The following is a 15,452-nucleotide window of genomic DNA, read 5'->3' as shown; positions in this document are numbered from 1 at the left end:
CAAATGTTTTGTGGAGAAAATAATGGCATTTACCTAAAAATTACATTATTTTACCCCATGAGGCTTTTAGAAAATAAAAACTATTGAAGAGCTAAATTGTTTTGCGATATCCCTTTGGAGTACAATTCATAATTTGTTTAAACTGTTTATGAAAATTTGTTACAGAATTATACCCGACAAGATAACACGCCTCAGAAATTGGTATATTATTTTGCACAAGTAATCGAGAAGCATGACGTATACGTACTTCGTTTAAAAACTGAGTAAATGATTTGTTTGTCATTTTTTTAAAAAAACGACAAAAAGAGTTTGTAGTCATGCATGCCACATCGGCAATGTCATTTAAAGTAATATGACTCGAATAATTATCAGATATAAACTTTAAAACAAGATCCAGCTTGTCAGAATTTTCAGATGTATATTGTCGCATATCAGAAGAAGACAACACAACTTTACTGTTTGTTATTGATAGCTGATGTAAAATATCTAATAGCTTTATACTTTGCTCTGTAATTGATAAATCAGCAAGTTTTATTAGTTGATCATGCAGTTTTTTACTGACGCTATTATCGAAACATATTCCATATTTCGACTCCTCTAACATTTTATTAATTTTTGAAAAATTAGGATTATTAAAAGTGCCTTCGCCAATAAAATCTTTATTAAACTTTGTTATAATCGTTTTCACTCTGTTCGTTCTTTCACCACTGTAATATGAAGCATCATTTCTCCATAAATGAGGTAAATAGGGACCAACCAACACTAAATCTCCTGCTGAAAAATTGGAAACACTATCTCCAACAAATCGAATTCCATTACTTTTAGATATATATAAAAGCTCGTATTGCGAATGGTAATGCCATGCAGCTTCTAAGCAAGCAACTTCCTTTTTAAGGATGTTCAATCGCTTATGAACGAGTGTTTCAGTATTTTTAATTACGAGTTTCATTGTAAACAAATATAACAAAATTACATATCAATATACTATAATTAACATATGGCAATCTTAGAAAGAGGTAATATTAAATAATTATATGGTAATATCTGCCTAGCTTAATATTACCAACTTTCGATAATTTTGTAATACTATTAGTATTATCTGAATAATAAATATGACAGCTAAAAAAGTTTACATTAATCAAGAATATCTGATTTTCAATTTTATATTATTTATTTTTGTACAAATGGTTTTAATGCTATCCATTTAGAGGAGGAATTAGCATTTTTTGTACTTTTATATTGCAGTTTATTATAGACTTGAGTACTATTAAAAGTAAAACAATTTAACAAGATAGAAATATGTCATCACAATTAAAAACACATCCGCATCGTCGTTATAATATTTTAACTGGAGAATGGGTGTTAGTTTCTCCACACAGAACCAAAAGACCATGGCAAGGCAAAACAGAATCTTCTTCTAAAAAACAGGCGATAATTTATGACCCTGAATGCTATCTGTGTCCTACCAATACCAGAATTGGTGGTGAAGATAATCCAGATTATAAAAGCACCTTTGTTTTTAAAAATGATTTTGGAGCTCTTCTAGAAGACACTCCTCTATTCGAATATAAAGAAGGGTTACTTCTTGCGGAAGGCGAAAAAGGAATTTCTAAAGTAATCTGTTTTTCCCCGAATCATTCACTAACTATTCCAGATATGGAAATAGCTGATTTGGTTAACGTAGTTGAAACTTGGCAAAACGAGTTTACCGAACTAGGGAATACCAAAGACATAAACTATGTGCAAATATTTGAAAATAAAGGTGCCATTATGGGATGTAGCAATCCGCATCCGCATGGGCAAGTATGGGCACAACATTCGATACCCACTGAGGTTGAAAAAAAGACAAATTCACAAAAGAACTATTTAGAAAAAACGGGTTCGGGATTATTAGAAGATTATATAGAGCAAGAATTAAATGAAGATATTAGAGTGATATCGCAAAATAAAAGTTTTGTAACTCTAATTCCTTTTTGGGCCGTTTGGCCTTACGAAGCTATGATTGTACCTAAACGGAAAATGGCAAATATATTAGGGTTAACTGATAAAGAAAAAGTTGATTTTGCAGAGCAATTAAAAACACTTACGCAGAAATACGATGCTCTTTTTGACACGTCTTTTCCATATTCTTCTGGAATACATCAAGCACCGACAGACGGATCCAATTATAAAGAATGGCATTGGCATATGAGCTTTTATCCTCCATTATTAAGATCTGCTACGGTAAAAAAATTCATGGTTGGTTATGAAATGTTTGCCATGGCTCAACGTGACATTACGGCTGAATCAGCGGCTGAAAAATTAAAGTCATTATGAAGGGATTCATTTTCAAAATTTTGCATTTAATTATACATATAGAACCAAATAGTAAACACTTAAACTTCATTCAAGGATATGAAAGAAATAGAATTTAATGCAAGCAATTGGGATTTAATTATAGATTCTCCTGGAAGAATAAATATTATTGGAGAACACACAGACTATAATCATGGCTTTGTTTTACCCACAGCTATTGATAAAAAAATTCAATTTAAATTTAATAAAAACGGAAGTTTAAACACGTGTAACATTCATAGTAATAACTTCAATACGGGCTTTAGCTTTGAATTAGATTCAGTAGCAAAAAGTGAAAAACAATGGGAAAATTATGTCTTGGGTGTTATTTACGAAATACAACAACTTTCTGATCAATTACAAGGGTTCGACTGCGTATTAGATAGTGATATTCCAGTTGGTTCAGGAATAAGTTCATCAGCAGCTTTAGAATGTGGGTTGGCTTTTGGCTTGAATGAATTGTTTGATTTGAAGTTATCAAAACTAACCATTGTAGAATTGTCTCAACGTGCAGAGCATAATTATGTAGGAACCAAATGTGGTATAATGGATCAATTTGCATCTGTTATGAGCAAGAAAGACCATGTGATTCTTCTCGATTGTCAATCTTTAGATTTTGAATATGTCCCTATTAAAATAGAACCCTTTAAAATCTTGCTATTAAATACAAATGTGTCACATAATTTGGCTTCTGGAGAATATAATGTTAGAAGAAGTCAATGTGAAGAAGGTGTAAAAATTATTAAGAAAAGATATCCAGACGTTCATTCTTTACGTGATGTTTCTAGCACTATGCTAAACGAGTTTAAAAACGAACTTTCTGAGGTTATTTTCAAAAGATGTACCTATGTAGTTGAAGAAAAAGAACGTGTCTTAAACACTGTAGCAGCATTAAAAAAATCACTTTTACATAAGCTCGGTGAAAATATGTATAAAACGCATGAAGGCTTACAGAATTTATATGAAGTGAGTTGTCCTGAATTAGATTTCCTAGTTGATTTTTCTAGAAATTATGACGAAGTTATTGGAGCCCGAATGATGGGTGGTGGTTTTGGTGGATGCACGATAAATATTATTCATCAAGATGCTGTAGCCTCTTTTATCAAAGAAGCTTCAAAAGCTTATTTTGACAAATACAAAATTAAACTCACGGCTTTTGAAGCCATGCCTAGTGAAGGAACTAGTATTAAGACTGCGTGAACAAATTGTTTATGACCTTAACCCAATCTCTTTAGTGTGTCTAGTCCTGAAATATCATTACAAGTTAATACTATATTTAAGCCGATAATTAACACATCACATTGAAATGAAATAAATAGTTCTTCATAATTGAATTACTTTATAATAAAGAAAGCCATTTTTAAGGTTGAAAGTAATGGTGCTGTTGCTCATTAATTCATAACTTTGTTTAGCCTCTTCTGAAAATTACTACAGTACAAATTACGTGTTAAACCTATTTGTAATCTGAATAGATATAATATAGAGAGCGATAATAAAACATAAACAATCCTAATAAAAAAAAAGTCAAATGCTAAAAGCGATTAAGATATTATTTGTTTGTTTAATCATGATGACTTCTTGTAAAGAAGCGAATAAAACTCAAGCTGTAAATGAAACGAAAGAGCTTGAGAGCATTCAACCAAATATCATCTACATCATGGCAGATGATTTAACCACACAAGCCATTAGTGCTTACGGTGGAATTTATAAAGACATTGCTCCTACACCAAATATAGATAGACTTGCCGACGAAGGTATGTTATTTCAAGACGTCTTATGCACAAATGCTATTTGCGGCCCATCACGTGCCTCAATTTTAACAGGTAATTACAGCAATAAAAATGGCTATTATAAAAATGAAAGTGGTGGTAAATTTGATAAAAGTCAATGGACGTTTCCACAAGAATTTCAAAAAAACGGATACCAAACAAGCTTATTTGGCAAGTGGCATTTAGGAACTGAACCACAAGGGTTTGATGATTATAAATATCATAATTCAGCGGGTCAGCAAGGTAATTATTGGGATCCTATTTATAATGAAAATGGTAAAGACATCAAAGAAAAAGGTTATGCAACCAACTTAAGCACTGACTTTGCCATAAACTGGCTCGAATCAGGGAGAAAAAAAGAAGCTCCTTTTATGATGCTTTTACAATACAAAGCACCACACCGATCTTGGCAACCAGAATCTAAATACGAACAACTATGGGAAGATATTGAAATGCCCTACCCAGCTACCTTTGATGACGATTATAAAGGGCGTGAGAAAACGGCTGGTGATACTGAAATGACCATGGATTATTTCTCACGAAGAGATATGAAATACGTTGAACCTAAAAATTTAACAGGTAAAGAAAAACTTGCTTGGGCCTTTTATGGGGCAAAAAAAGAAGAAATAGTTCAACCGAAAGGAATGTCGGCACATGAAGGTAAAAAATGGCGTTACCAGACCTATATTAAAGATTATTTGGCCTGTGTAAAATCCGTTGATGATAATGTTGGACGAATATTAGACTATTTAGACGAAAATAATTTAACAGAAAATACAATTATTGTTTTGACTTCAGATCAAGGTTTTTACCTAGGTGACCATGGCTTTTTTGACAAGCGTTTTATTTATGAAGAATCATTGCGAATGCCATTTATAGTTAAATATCCTAAAAAAGTTAAATCAAAAACTATAAATGAAGATATTATAACAAATATTGATTTTGCTCCAACATTATTAGATTTAGCAAATATTAATACCGAACAAAAAATGCAAGGTAAAAGTTTCAAATCTATTTTGATGGGTAATACACCGAAAGATTGGCAACAGGCTATGTATTATCATTATTATGAATTTCCGTATTGGCATCATGTTCAACCACATTACGGTATAAGAACTCAAAATTATACTTTAGCACATTTTTATTACAATATAGATCTTTGGGAATTGTACGATTTAGAAAAAGACCCTCAACAAATGAATAACATTATAAATGACGAGGCCTACTCAAATACTATTTCCGATTTAAAAATACAACTAACAGGTTTAATGAAAAAGTATGAAAACAATAAGTCATTGGACGAATTTAGAGTAATAACTGATAAAGATTTTGGTTCAATCGTTGATCAAAAAGATAATGAAATGTCAGTAAAAGATATTTTAAATAAAGAATAAAAGACCATTCTTAAAATCACAAGGGAGTTACCTCATAAAATATAGGGAGTCTTTTCAATGAAATTTAAACTCTAAAGGAGTGGCTTAGGCAGTCCTAACTGAAACCCTCCTACCCATGGATTGAACAATAACACAATGACAAAACACATAGTTTATGCTATTATATAGGATTACCTTCGGTCATCCTGACAAAGCTTCTCCCAACGGTTCTGGATTGAAAATAAAAAATCCAAACTCGTAAATTCAAGCGAGCTTGATTTACCATTTGGATTTTTTATTTATTCGTGACCTCGACAGGATTCAAACCTGTAACCCTCAGAGCCGAAATCTGATATTCTATTCAGTTGAACTACGAGGCCGTTATTATTGTTCTATTCTATTTTAACTTAATAAACTCTTTACAACATTAGAAATTGCTTTACCATCTGCTTTACCTGCTAACTCTTTTGAAACCATTCCCATTACCTTGCCCATATCTTTCATTGAAGTAGCTCCTACTTTTTCAACAATGCCAGCAACAACCTTTTGAAGTTCTTCTTCGCTCATTTGTTCTGGTAAAAATTTCTCAATTACAGCAACTTGTGCCAATTCAGGATCTGCTAAATCTGCTCTTCCTTGTTCTTGATAAAGTGTGGCACTATCTTTTCGTTGCTTCACTAATTTTTGCACTAATTTCAACTCTTCATCTTCTGTCAACTCTTGCTTAGCTCCTGATTCCGTTTGAGCTATTAATATCGCGGATTTTATAGCTCTTAAAGATTCTAAGGCAACAGTATCTTTTGCCTTCATAGCCTCTTTAAGCTTTCCCATTACTTTATCTTGTAAACTCATTTTTTTAATTTATATCTGCAAAGATAGAAAACAGCGATTAATATTACATCGAATTAAAACTTTAATTTGTACCTAACACAGAAAGATTTAACCAAATGACGAAAATAAAAAACCCAAAACAATGATAAACATCGTTTTGGGTTTTACAAACAAAACTAAATACTAATCAATCCACATTATCATGCAAATATGAATTATTAGAACGTAACTGAATATCATCATTCTCATCTGAACTTAATGATATTCTAGATTTACTTTCTGTAGGCTCTGATGATGGTTCTACATCATCTAAATCTACGCCCATCCTCTTATAGGCTGGTTTACTTTGATATTCATCATTATTACTTGGTCTATTGGTAAACCTGTAATTAAAATTTTTCATTTTTCTTCTTCTATCATCTGCTCTTTTCTGTAATTCTTCAATGGTAAGACTTAAGGGAGATTCTTCTTCATCTGAGCTCAACATCTTTTTTTCAACATCTTTCTTTTCAACTCTTATATTAAAAGCTAATTCTTGATCCTTAACTTCTTCCGAAATTGGTTTTCTATTTTGCTTCACTTCATCTTCCATAAAGTTTTCCAACCCATGCTTTATTTTACCATCAAAAGTGATGGTTGGCTCAATAAATTCAGGATCTATAACTTCTATATCTCTAATACTTGAAGCTGACAATGCATGTTTTACAACTTCTTCAGTTTCTAACGGCTCCACTTTCTTTTTTGGAGTCAATGGTAAATCAAAAGAAAGCATTCCTTGTGTTTCTTGAACCACTTCTTTAACCTCTTCCATTGAAGTAACCTGATTTATTACAAAATCATCTAACGTATCATCACCATTAACTTCTTCATAAACAACATCTATTTCATTAATAGTTCGTGGGGTTTGAGTTTGATTTGTAATCTTTGGCTTAACCTCAACTTCTTCTTTCTCTATCTCTAATGTATGCTTTACAATAGGCTGTGATGGATTTGGTTTCGCAATAGGCTCATTAAGGCCTTTAGCAGGCTCTAAATCATGAACAATTTTTGGAGCCTCAGTATGCGAAATTTCCATCTGTTGCTCCTTATTAAAACCCGTTGCAATAATTGTTACTGCTATTGACTCTCCTAATTCAATATCTTCACCAACACCCATTATAATATCAACATTACTCTTCGCTTCACTCTGAATATAATCGTTAATCTCACCAATTTCATCAATTGTAATTTCTGTAGTTCCAGATACAATTAATAATAAAACGTTTTTAGCTCCAGTAATTTTATTGTCATTTAATAATGGTGAATCTAACGCTTTTGTAATAGCCTCTTGAGCTCTATTTTGACCTGTTGCTATGGCAGAACCCATAATGGCAGTACCACTATTAGAAAGCACTGTTTTAGCATCTTTTAAATCTATATTTTGTGTGTAATGATGTGTAATTACCTCTGCAATACCCATTGCTGCAGTAGACAATACTTCATCCGCTTTAGAGAACCCCGCTTTAAAGCCTAAATTACCATATACTTCTCTTAATTTATTGTTATTAATAACAACCAATGAATCAATGTGTTTGCTCAATTTTTCAATCCCTCTTTGAGCCTGTTCATTTCGCATTTTTCCTTCAAAAGAAAAAGGTATCGTTACTATCCCAACAGTAAGTAAATCCATTTCTTTTGCAACCTTAGCAATAATAGGAGCTGCTCCAGTACCAGTTCCCCCACCCATACCAACAGTTATAAAAACCATTTTTGCACGAGTGCTAAGCATTGCCTTAATCTCTTCTATACTTTCAATAGCTGCTTCTTCACCAACTTCTGGATTAGCCCCAGCTCCTAAACCTTCCGTTAAAGAAACACCTAATTGTATTTTATTAGTAACAGGACTGTTATGCAACGCTTGTTCGTCTGTGTTACAAACCACAAAATCTATACCAGCAACACCTTTTTTAAACATGTGATTAACGGCGTTACTACCACCACCACCAACACCAATTACCTTAATTACACTAGATTGATTTTTGGGTAAATCAAAAGCAAGATTTTCAAATTCAGTACTCATAGTTTTATTTTTTTGGGGATATTATAATTCTTCTTTTTTTATTAAAATGTAAAAAACATTTTATCAGCTCTATTCTGCGTTGTCTAAAAACTCTCTAAACTTATCAGCCCACTTTTCAAAAATTGATTTGCGGTCAACTTTTTCAACAGGGATTGATTTTTTACTATTCGTTTGCGGCTCTACAACTTCTTTATTCTTTGTTTTACTGATCTCACTTTTTTTAGCTTCTAATCCTTTCATCAATAAACCAACTGCCGTTGCAAATGCAGGGCTTGACAAATCAACTTCGGTACTACCTGCTAAATGCTCATTAGGATATCCAATTCTTGTATCCATTCCAGTAATATATTCTACTAATTGCTTTATATGTTTTAATTCGGCCCCACCACCTGTTAAGACAATACCTGCAATCAATTTCTTTTTGGTCTCTTCATGACCGTAATTTTTCACTTCTAAATAAACCTGCTCAATAATTTCTACCACGCGGGCATGGATAATTTTCGACAAGTTTTTTAATGTTATTTCTTTTGGCTCCCTTCCACGTAATCCAGGAATTGAAACAATTTCATTTTCTTTATTTTCACCTGGCCATGCCGATCCAAACTTCGTTTTTAACAATTCAGCTTGTTTCTCTATAATTGAACACCCTTCTTTTATGTCTTCAGTAATTACACCTCCACCAAAAGGAATTACAGCCGTATGTCTAATAATTCCATCTTTAAAGATTGCTAAATCAGTAGTACCACCACCTATATCAATTAATGCTACTCCTGCTTCTTTCTCTTCTTGACTCAATACCGCTTCTGACGATGCTAACGGTTCCAATGTAATATTAGAAAGCTCTAAACCTGCACTTTTAATACATCTACCAACATTTCTAATCGATGAAACTTGACCAACAACTACATGAAAGTTGGCTTCTAATCTGGCTCCATACATACCAATTGGAGCTTTTATTTCTGCCTGACCGTCCACTTTATAGTCTTGTGGCAATACATGAATAATTTCTTCACCAGGAAGCATTACCAATTTATGTACTTGATTGATTAATTTTTCAATATCAGATTCGTCAATAACCTCTTCTGAATTTGATCTTGTTATATAATCACTATGATGTAAACTACGAATATGTTGACCCGCAATACCTACAACAACATCCTTTATTTTATGATTTGAAACACTTTCAGCTTCCTCAACTGCTTGTTGGATAGACTGAATGGTTTGTGTAATATTATTAACTACACCACGATGTACGCCCATACTTTTGGCCTTACCCATACCAAGTATTTCTAACTTTCCATATTCATTCGTCTTTCCTATTATGGCAACAATTTTTGTTGTTCCAATATCTAGTCCTACGGCTATATTATCTTCTTCCATAATTTATTTTTTTGTACACACAACTTGATTAATGTACTCAAGATTAATAGTTTTATAGTTTTCTAAGGTTTTATCTTTGATTACCTTTTGATAGAATACCTTTAATTTTTTTATTTTCTCATCCAATTGGGTCATTGTTCCCAATTCAACTTGCTGATTTCCAACTCTCGTCTTTAATACAAATTCTTTTTTAGGCTGCTGAACAATACCTACAACTTGCTTTCTAAGGAAGTCATCATTATCAATTATTGTAGCCAACTCAAAAAGTTCATCAGAAATCTGACCTTCTTTAACACCTTCTATAATTGGAACCCTAGCAGAATAACTTTTAGACAATGGCATTTTTTTGCCATTACTATCCATATAGTAAGCGAATCCATTCTCATTTATTCTTGCAATTGGTCTTTTTTGCTTAATGGTAGCTCCTAACTCACCATCTACGTTAATAAAAACTTCCGCATTTTCAACCATTTCATTAGAAAGCAGCGTCTCTTCCAATTTGTTCAAAAATAATTCTTCTTTTGGCTGACTTTGTAGTCTTCCATAATTTTGTATTAACAATTTATTAACCGTTTCGTAGGTTATGAATAAATTATCTCCATTTTCAAAAGTAACATTCACCTTTTCTACTCGTTTTGCTTTATTTCTTGATGATGAAAACCCATATAGAAACACCACAAAAACCAGCAATAGCAGACCTTTCAGAAATGGTATGTATTTTTTCATTATTTTCAGTTTTGCGTTTCAATTTTAAAGTTCTGATACACTTCCTCTACCAATACTCCTATATCTCCAGCTCCTATCATTACAATAATCTTAGCATCTGACGCTTTTATTTTTTTTATAACTTCTTCTTTTGTAGAAATTTGCTTCTTTTGAGTGTCAATTTTACCTAATAGCCATTCAGAGGTTACTCCTTCAATTGGCTTTTCTCTTGCCGGATAAATATCCAAAAGAATTAATTCATCAAATTTTGATAAACTTGTTGCAAAATCATCAATAAAGTCTCTTGTTCTGGTGAATAAATGAGGCTGAAAAACAGCGAGTATTTTATCTGATGGAAACAATTCTCTAACAGCATCTGCCACCGCATTTATTTCTGTTGGATGATGAGCATAATCATCAATCAACACTAAATTATCCGTTTTAATTTTATAATTAAACCTACGCTTTATCCCTTTAAAAGACCTTAATGCCTCAGCAATGGTAGCCAACGGAACTCCGTAACTATCAGCCATTGCCAAAGCAACCACAGTATTTAGCACATTATGTCTTCCTGGGATATTTATCTCAATATTTTTATACAATTCTGTTGGTGTCTGCACATCAAAGATGTAAGTCCCATTCTCTATTTTTATATTTTTAGCGTCATAATCTGCACCTTCCTCTATTCCATAAGTAATTCCTTCAATGGGCAAACCTTTGCGGATAAACAATTTATCGGAAACTAGATTTGCAAAATCGTTAAACGATTGAGTCAACGCTGCCTCTTCACCATAAATATCTAAATGATCAGCATCCATTGATGTAATACAGGCAAAATTGGGCGACAACTGCAAGAATGAACGATCAAACTCATCGGCTTCAACCACACTTATCTTATCACCACCTAAAATCAGATTTGAATTGTAATTCACAGCAATACCACCTAAAAAGGAAGTTGCATTTAACTTTGCTTCGTGTAAAATATGACCTAAAATAGTTGATGTCGTTGTTTTACCATGCGTACCCGCTACACCAAAACAAAAGGTATTTTTAGTAATGGCTCCTAAAATTTCAGAACGTTTATAAATTGTATAGCCATGATCCTTAAAATAGTTAAACTCTGCATGATCTTTAGGGATAGCAGGTGTATACACTATTAATGTATCTTTTTTATCAAAAACCTGCTCAGGAATAGCTTTGATATCATCTTCAAAGTGAATAGAAATACCTAATTCATTTAGTCCTTTAGTAACAGGAGATGGAGTTTTATCATAACCACTTACAAAGAAATTATTGGCATTAAAAAAACGAGCCAAAGCACTCATACCAATTCCGCCGATACCGATGAAATAAATGTTATGTATATTCTTTAAATCCATTACATGCTAACTATTAATTAATTTTTCTACTTCGTTTGCAATGTGCTCCGTTGCTTTTGGCAAGGCTAACTTCTTAATATTCTCACTTAATTCTTGTTGTTTATGACTATCATGCAATAAACTTTCAAATACACTTACAAAACCATCCAACTCACTTTGTTTTAACAAAATAGCTGCATTCCTTTCTACAACCGCTAACGCATTTTTTGTTTGATGGTCTTCCGACACATTCGGTGAGGGTATAAAAATTACTGGTTTACCTACGATACATAATTCTGAAATAGAACTTGCTCCTGCCCTACTTATAATTATATCCGCTGCAGTGTATGCATAATCCATTCTATTGATAAACTCAAGCACTTCTACGCCTTCTAAACTTTGGTACTTTTTGTATTCTTGGTAATATAATTTTCCTGATTGCCATAATACTTGTACGTGCTGTTTTACTAACCATTCTATGTTTTTTTCAATTAACTGATTTATCGCTCTTGCTCCCAAACTGCCTCCTAAAATCAACAGTGTTTTTTGATTCTTATTGATTTTAAAATATTCTTGTGCTTCCACTCTACTGGTTGAAACTTCAATCAAATCTTGCCTTACAGGATTACCTGTTTTTACAATTTTATCTTTTGGAAAAAAGCGTTCTAACCCATCATAAGCCACACATATCGTGTTTACCTTTTTACCCAACAACTTATTGGTAATACCTGGATACGAATTTTGTTCTTGAACCAAGGTTGGCACCCCTTTACTTTGAGCCATTTTCAACGTGGGTCCTGATGCAAAACCACCAGTTCCAATAACCACATCAGGTTTAAATTTTCTAATAATTTTTCTTGCATTCCATAAGCTACTTATTAGCTTAAATGGAAAAGCCATATTTTTTAAGGTTAACTTTCGCTGTAAACCTGTAATCCACAATCCTTTTATTTCATAACCCGCCTGTGGTACTTTTTCCATCTCCATTCTATCTTTTGCACCAACAAATAGAAATTTAGCATTTACGTTGCGTTTTTTTAACTCATTGGCAATCGCTATTGCAGGATAAATGTGCCCACCTGTACCGCCTCCACTTATCAATATGTTAACCGATTGCTTCATGTAGTACACTTAAAGGGTTATCATCATTTATCTTCTTATTGGTTGCCATTTTCGCCTCTCTATCAGCACTTACACTTAACACAACGCCTAATGCAAAACAGGTCATCCATATTGAAGTTCCACCGGTACTTATTAACGGCAATGGTTGCCCCGTTACAGGAAATAAACCTACAGCAACAGCCATATTTATTAATGCTTGAAACACAATAGGAATACCAACACCGAGCACTAATAATGTACCGAAAATAGTATCCGTTTTTGTAGCCACAATCACAATTCTAAACAATAATAAAAGATAAAGAATCATTAACATAAACCCACCTGCAGAGCCAAACTCTTCTACAATTATTGCATAAATAAAATCTGAAGATGATTGAGGTAAAAAATTCTTTTGAACACTTTTTCCTGGCCCTTTTCCTTGAATTTCACCAGATGCAATTGCCAATTTTGCTTTTTCAGCCTGATAATTAGCATCCTCATTAGGACTAGAGAAATTTTCTATCCTTGCAGTCCAAGTTTTGATTCTACTATTTTTAAAAGTCTCAGGAAATGCCTTTGCCGAAAGAATAAATATGGTAAATATTAAAATACCCGAACCTAAAATAGCTCCTATAAATTTGATGGGATAACCTCCTAAAAAAGCCACTAATAAAACCATTGCAAAAATGATTGCAGTGGTTGAAAAGTTAGCGGGCAATATTAATGCCAACACAATACCTACAGGAATCCATAATTGGAATAGACTGTCTTTAAAAAAGATTTTCTTCTCTCTATTTCTAGCCAAATACCTAGCTGTAAACATCATTACCACAACACTTGCCAACGTTGAAGTTTGAAAACCAATACCAACAAATGGAATATTTATCCACCTACTCGCATTTACACCACTAATTGTTTTCCCTTGAAATAAAGTATAAATTAACAACACTAAAACCACCGGAATTAACAGCACCGAAAGGCCACTAAAATATCTATACGGAATTTTATGTGTTGCATAAATGATTACAAAACCAAGGACCAATAGCATAGCGTGTTTAAGCAAATACCCTAGGGTGGTGCCGGTTCCGACTACACCTACTAGATTAGTACTGGCACTATACACAGGGAGAAAGGAAAAAATTGCCAATACTGTAATAATAGCCCAAATGGTTCTGTCTCCACTTATATTTCTTAATACTTTTGTCATCTACAATTGTCTAACCGCATCTTTAAATTGTCTACCTCTATCTTCATAATTTTCAAATAAATCAAAACTTGCACAAGCAGGTGCTAACAACACTGTATCACCTTTTTCAGAAACTTTATAAGCCACCTTTACAGCTTCTTCTGCACCAGCAGTTTCTATCATAAAATCAACTACATTACCAAAAGTTTCTATAATTTTTGAATTGTCTAATCCCAAGCAGATTATGGCTTTTACTTTTTCTCTTACCAAAGGCAATAATGACGTATAGTCATTACCCTTATCCGTACCACCCACAATCCAAACTATAGGAGTTCTAACACTCTCCAACGCATAATAAGCAGCATTTACGTTGGTAGCTTTTGAATCGTTAATATATTGGACACCATTAATCTTTAAGACCGGTTCTAACCTGTGCTCAACACTATCAAAGTCTTCTAAACTCTCTCTAAGCGTATTGTTACGCACACCTAGTAATTTTGCTATCATGGCCGATGCCATAGCATTTTTTGTATTGTGTTTACCTTGTAATGCTAATGCTGCTATACTCATTGTAAATAGGTTTGAATTAGTGTTAATTATAATATTATCGTCTTCTATGTACGCTCCCTTATCAAATGATTTCTCTAATGAAAAAGGTAGTAACTGTGCTTTTACTTTATTGTTTTTAAGCCAATTTTCAATGGCTTCATCATCGGCGTCATAGATCAAAAAATCTTCCGCTGTCTGATTCTTGGTAATTCTAAATTTAGAATTGATATAATTTTCATATTTGTAATCATATCGATCTAAATGATCTGGTGAAATGTTGGTGATCACTGCAATATGCGGTGCAAAATCAACGATTCCATCTAACTGAAAACTACTCAACTCCAATACATACTTATCATAAGTTTCATTTGCCACTTGCAATGCAAAACTATCGCCAATATTACCTGCCATACCTACATTTAACCCTTCTGCTGTTAAGATATGGTTGGTTAGCATGGTCGTTGTTGTTTTACCATTACTACCCGTAATACCCACCAGCATAGCATCCGTATATTTGGAGGCGAATTCAATTTCTGATACTATAGGAATATTCCTTTTCAATAACTCTTGTATAAGAGCTACCTTATCTGGAATTCCAGGACTCTTCATCACTACATCAGCATCAAATATTTTACCTTCGGTATGCTTTCCTTCTTCAAAAACAATATCATTGTGTAAAAGAACTTTTTTATACTTATCAGCTATTGTTCCTTTGTCAGAAACAAAAACTGAATACTCTTTTTTTTTAGCAAGCATTGCTGTCCCCACACCACTTTCACCACTACCAAGCACTACTATCTTTTTCAT

Annotated in this window: 12 protein-coding genes and 1 tRNA gene; 3 read left to right on the top strand and 10 right to left on the bottom strand. The window is 33.1% G+C overall.

From position 1 onward, the window contains the following. Positions 1-91: 91 nt before the first annotated feature. The gene (locus FF125_RS03800) at positions 92-949 is read right to left on the bottom strand and encodes an AraC family transcriptional regulator (protein WP_138948528.1); all 858 of its coding nucleotides are present in this window, start codon (positions 947-949) and stop codon (positions 92-94) included. A gap of 350 nt (positions 950-1,299) precedes the next feature. On the opposite strand from FF125_RS03800, the gene FF125_RS03795 reads away from it, so the two are divergent. The 3 genes from FF125_RS03795 (at position 1,300) to FF125_RS03785 (ending at position 5,497) form a co-directional block, all read left to right on the top strand. Further along, positions 1,300-2,316, top strand: coding sequence for a UDP-glucose--hexose-1-phosphate uridylyltransferase (locus FF125_RS03795; RefSeq protein ID WP_138948527.1), 1,017 nt, complete (start codon positions 1,300-1,302; stop codon positions 2,314-2,316). 78 nt (positions 2,317-2,394) lie between these two features. Next, positions 2,395-3,534 (top strand): galactokinase, encoded by a 1,140-nt coding sequence (gene galK / locus FF125_RS03790; RefSeq protein WP_138948526.1) that lies wholly within the window; start codon positions 2,395-2,397, stop codon positions 3,532-3,534. A gap of 328 nt (positions 3,535-3,862) precedes the next feature. Continuing rightward, positions 3,863-5,497, top strand: coding sequence for a sulfatase family protein (locus FF125_RS03785; protein WP_250629676.1), 1,635 nt, complete (start codon positions 3,863-3,865; stop codon positions 5,495-5,497). A 285-nt stretch (positions 5,498-5,782) separates the two neighbouring features. Here the strand turns inward: FF125_RS03785 and FF125_RS03780 are convergent. From FF125_RS03780 to murD, 9 genes are all read right to left on the bottom strand, one after another. After that, positions 5,783-5,856: transfer RNA gene (locus tag FF125_RS03780), tRNA-Arg, on the bottom strand. A gap of 22 nt (positions 5,857-5,878) precedes the next feature. Further along, positions 5,879-6,328, bottom strand: coding sequence for a GatB/YqeY domain-containing protein (locus FF125_RS03775; protein ID WP_138948525.1), 450 nt, complete (start codon positions 6,326-6,328; stop codon positions 5,879-5,881). A gap of 166 nt (positions 6,329-6,494) precedes the next feature. Continuing rightward, the gene (gene ftsZ / locus FF125_RS03770) at positions 6,495-8,366 is read right to left on the bottom strand and encodes a cell division protein FtsZ (protein WP_138948524.1); all 1,872 of its coding nucleotides are present in this window, start codon (positions 8,364-8,366) and stop codon (positions 6,495-6,497) included. A gap of 69 nt (positions 8,367-8,435) precedes the next feature. Next, entirely contained in the window at positions 8,436-9,746 is a 1,311-nt protein-coding gene (gene ftsA / locus FF125_RS03765; RefSeq protein WP_138948523.1) for a cell division protein FtsA, read from the bottom strand. A gap of 3 nt (positions 9,747-9,749) precedes the next feature. After that, on the bottom strand, positions 9,750-10,472 hold the full coding sequence (locus FF125_RS03760) for a cell division protein FtsQ/DivIB (RefSeq protein WP_138948522.1): 723 nt from the start codon (positions 10,470-10,472) through the stop codon (positions 9,750-9,752). 5 nt (positions 10,473-10,477) lie between these two features. Continuing rightward, the gene (murC, locus tag FF125_RS03755) at positions 10,478-11,830 is read right to left on the bottom strand and encodes a UDP-N-acetylmuramate--L-alanine ligase (RefSeq protein ID WP_138948521.1); all 1,353 of its coding nucleotides are present in this window, start codon (positions 11,828-11,830) and stop codon (positions 10,478-10,480) included. A 6-nt stretch (positions 11,831-11,836) separates the two neighbouring features. Next, positions 11,837-12,931: an undecaprenyldiphospho-muramoylpentapeptide beta-N-acetylglucosaminyltransferase gene (murG, locus tag FF125_RS03750; RefSeq protein ID WP_138948520.1), complete on the bottom strand. Its 1,095-nt coding sequence runs from the start codon at positions 12,929-12,931 to the stop codon at positions 11,837-11,839. Then, the gene (locus tag FF125_RS03745; protein ID WP_138948519.1) at positions 12,915-14,117 is read right to left on the bottom strand and encodes an FtsW/RodA/SpoVE family cell cycle protein; all 1,203 of its coding nucleotides are present in this window, start codon (positions 14,115-14,117) and stop codon (positions 12,915-12,917) included. Before FF125_RS03745 ends, murG begins: the two co-directional genes overlap by 17 nt. Then, a complete protein-coding gene (gene murD / locus FF125_RS03740; protein ID WP_138948518.1) occupies positions 14,118-15,452 on the bottom strand; it encodes a UDP-N-acetylmuramoyl-L-alanine--D-glutamate ligase in 1,335 nt (444 codons plus the stop codon).

The sequence above is a fragment of the Aureibaculum algae genome (assembly GCF_006065315.1).
Taxonomy (GTDB): Bacteria; Bacteroidota; Bacteroidia; order Flavobacteriales; family Flavobacteriaceae; genus Aureibaculum; species Aureibaculum algae.
The sequence above is the reverse complement of the archived record's forward strand: the minus strand, read 5'-3'. Positions and strand labels throughout refer to the sequence as shown.

Coding starts and splice junctions, on each gene's coding strand:
- FF125_RS03800 (WP_138948528.1), bottom strand. CDS start 949: ATGAAACTCGTAATTAAAAATACTGAAACACTCGTTCATAAGCGATTG.
- FF125_RS03795 (WP_138948527.1), top strand. CDS start 1,300: ATGTCATCACAATTAAAAACACATCCGCATCGTCGTTATAATATTTTA.
- galK (WP_138948526.1), top strand. CDS start 2,395: ATGAAAGAAATAGAATTTAATGCAAGCAATTGGGATTTAATTATAGAT.
- FF125_RS03785 (WP_250629676.1), top strand. CDS start 3,863: ATGCTAAAAGCGATTAAGATATTATTTGTTTGTTTAATCATGATGACT.
- FF125_RS03775 (WP_138948525.1), bottom strand. CDS start 6,328: ATGAGTTTACAAGATAAAGTAATGGGAAAGCTTAAAGAGGCTATGAAG.
- ftsZ (WP_138948524.1), bottom strand. CDS start 8,366: ATGAGTACTGAATTTGAAAATCTTGCTTTTGATTTACCCAAAAATCAA.
- ftsA (WP_138948523.1), bottom strand. CDS start 9,746: ATGGAAGAAGATAATATAGCCGTAGGACTAGATATTGGAACAACAAAA.
- FF125_RS03760 (WP_138948522.1), bottom strand. CDS start 10,472: ATGAAAAAATACATACCATTTCTGAAAGGTCTGCTATTGCTGGTTTTT.
- murC (WP_138948521.1), bottom strand. CDS start 11,830: ATGGATTTAAAGAATATACATAACATTTATTTCATCGGTATCGGCGGA.
- murG (WP_138948520.1), bottom strand. CDS start 12,931: ATGAAGCAATCGGTTAACATATTGATAAGTGGAGGCGGTACAGGTGGG.
- FF125_RS03745 (WP_138948519.1), bottom strand. CDS start 14,117: ATGACAAAAGTATTAAGAAATATAAGTGGAGACAGAACCATTTGGGCT.
- murD (WP_138948518.1), bottom strand. CDS start 15,452: ATGAAAAAGATAGTAGTGCTTGGTAGTGGTGAAAGTGGTGTGGGGACA.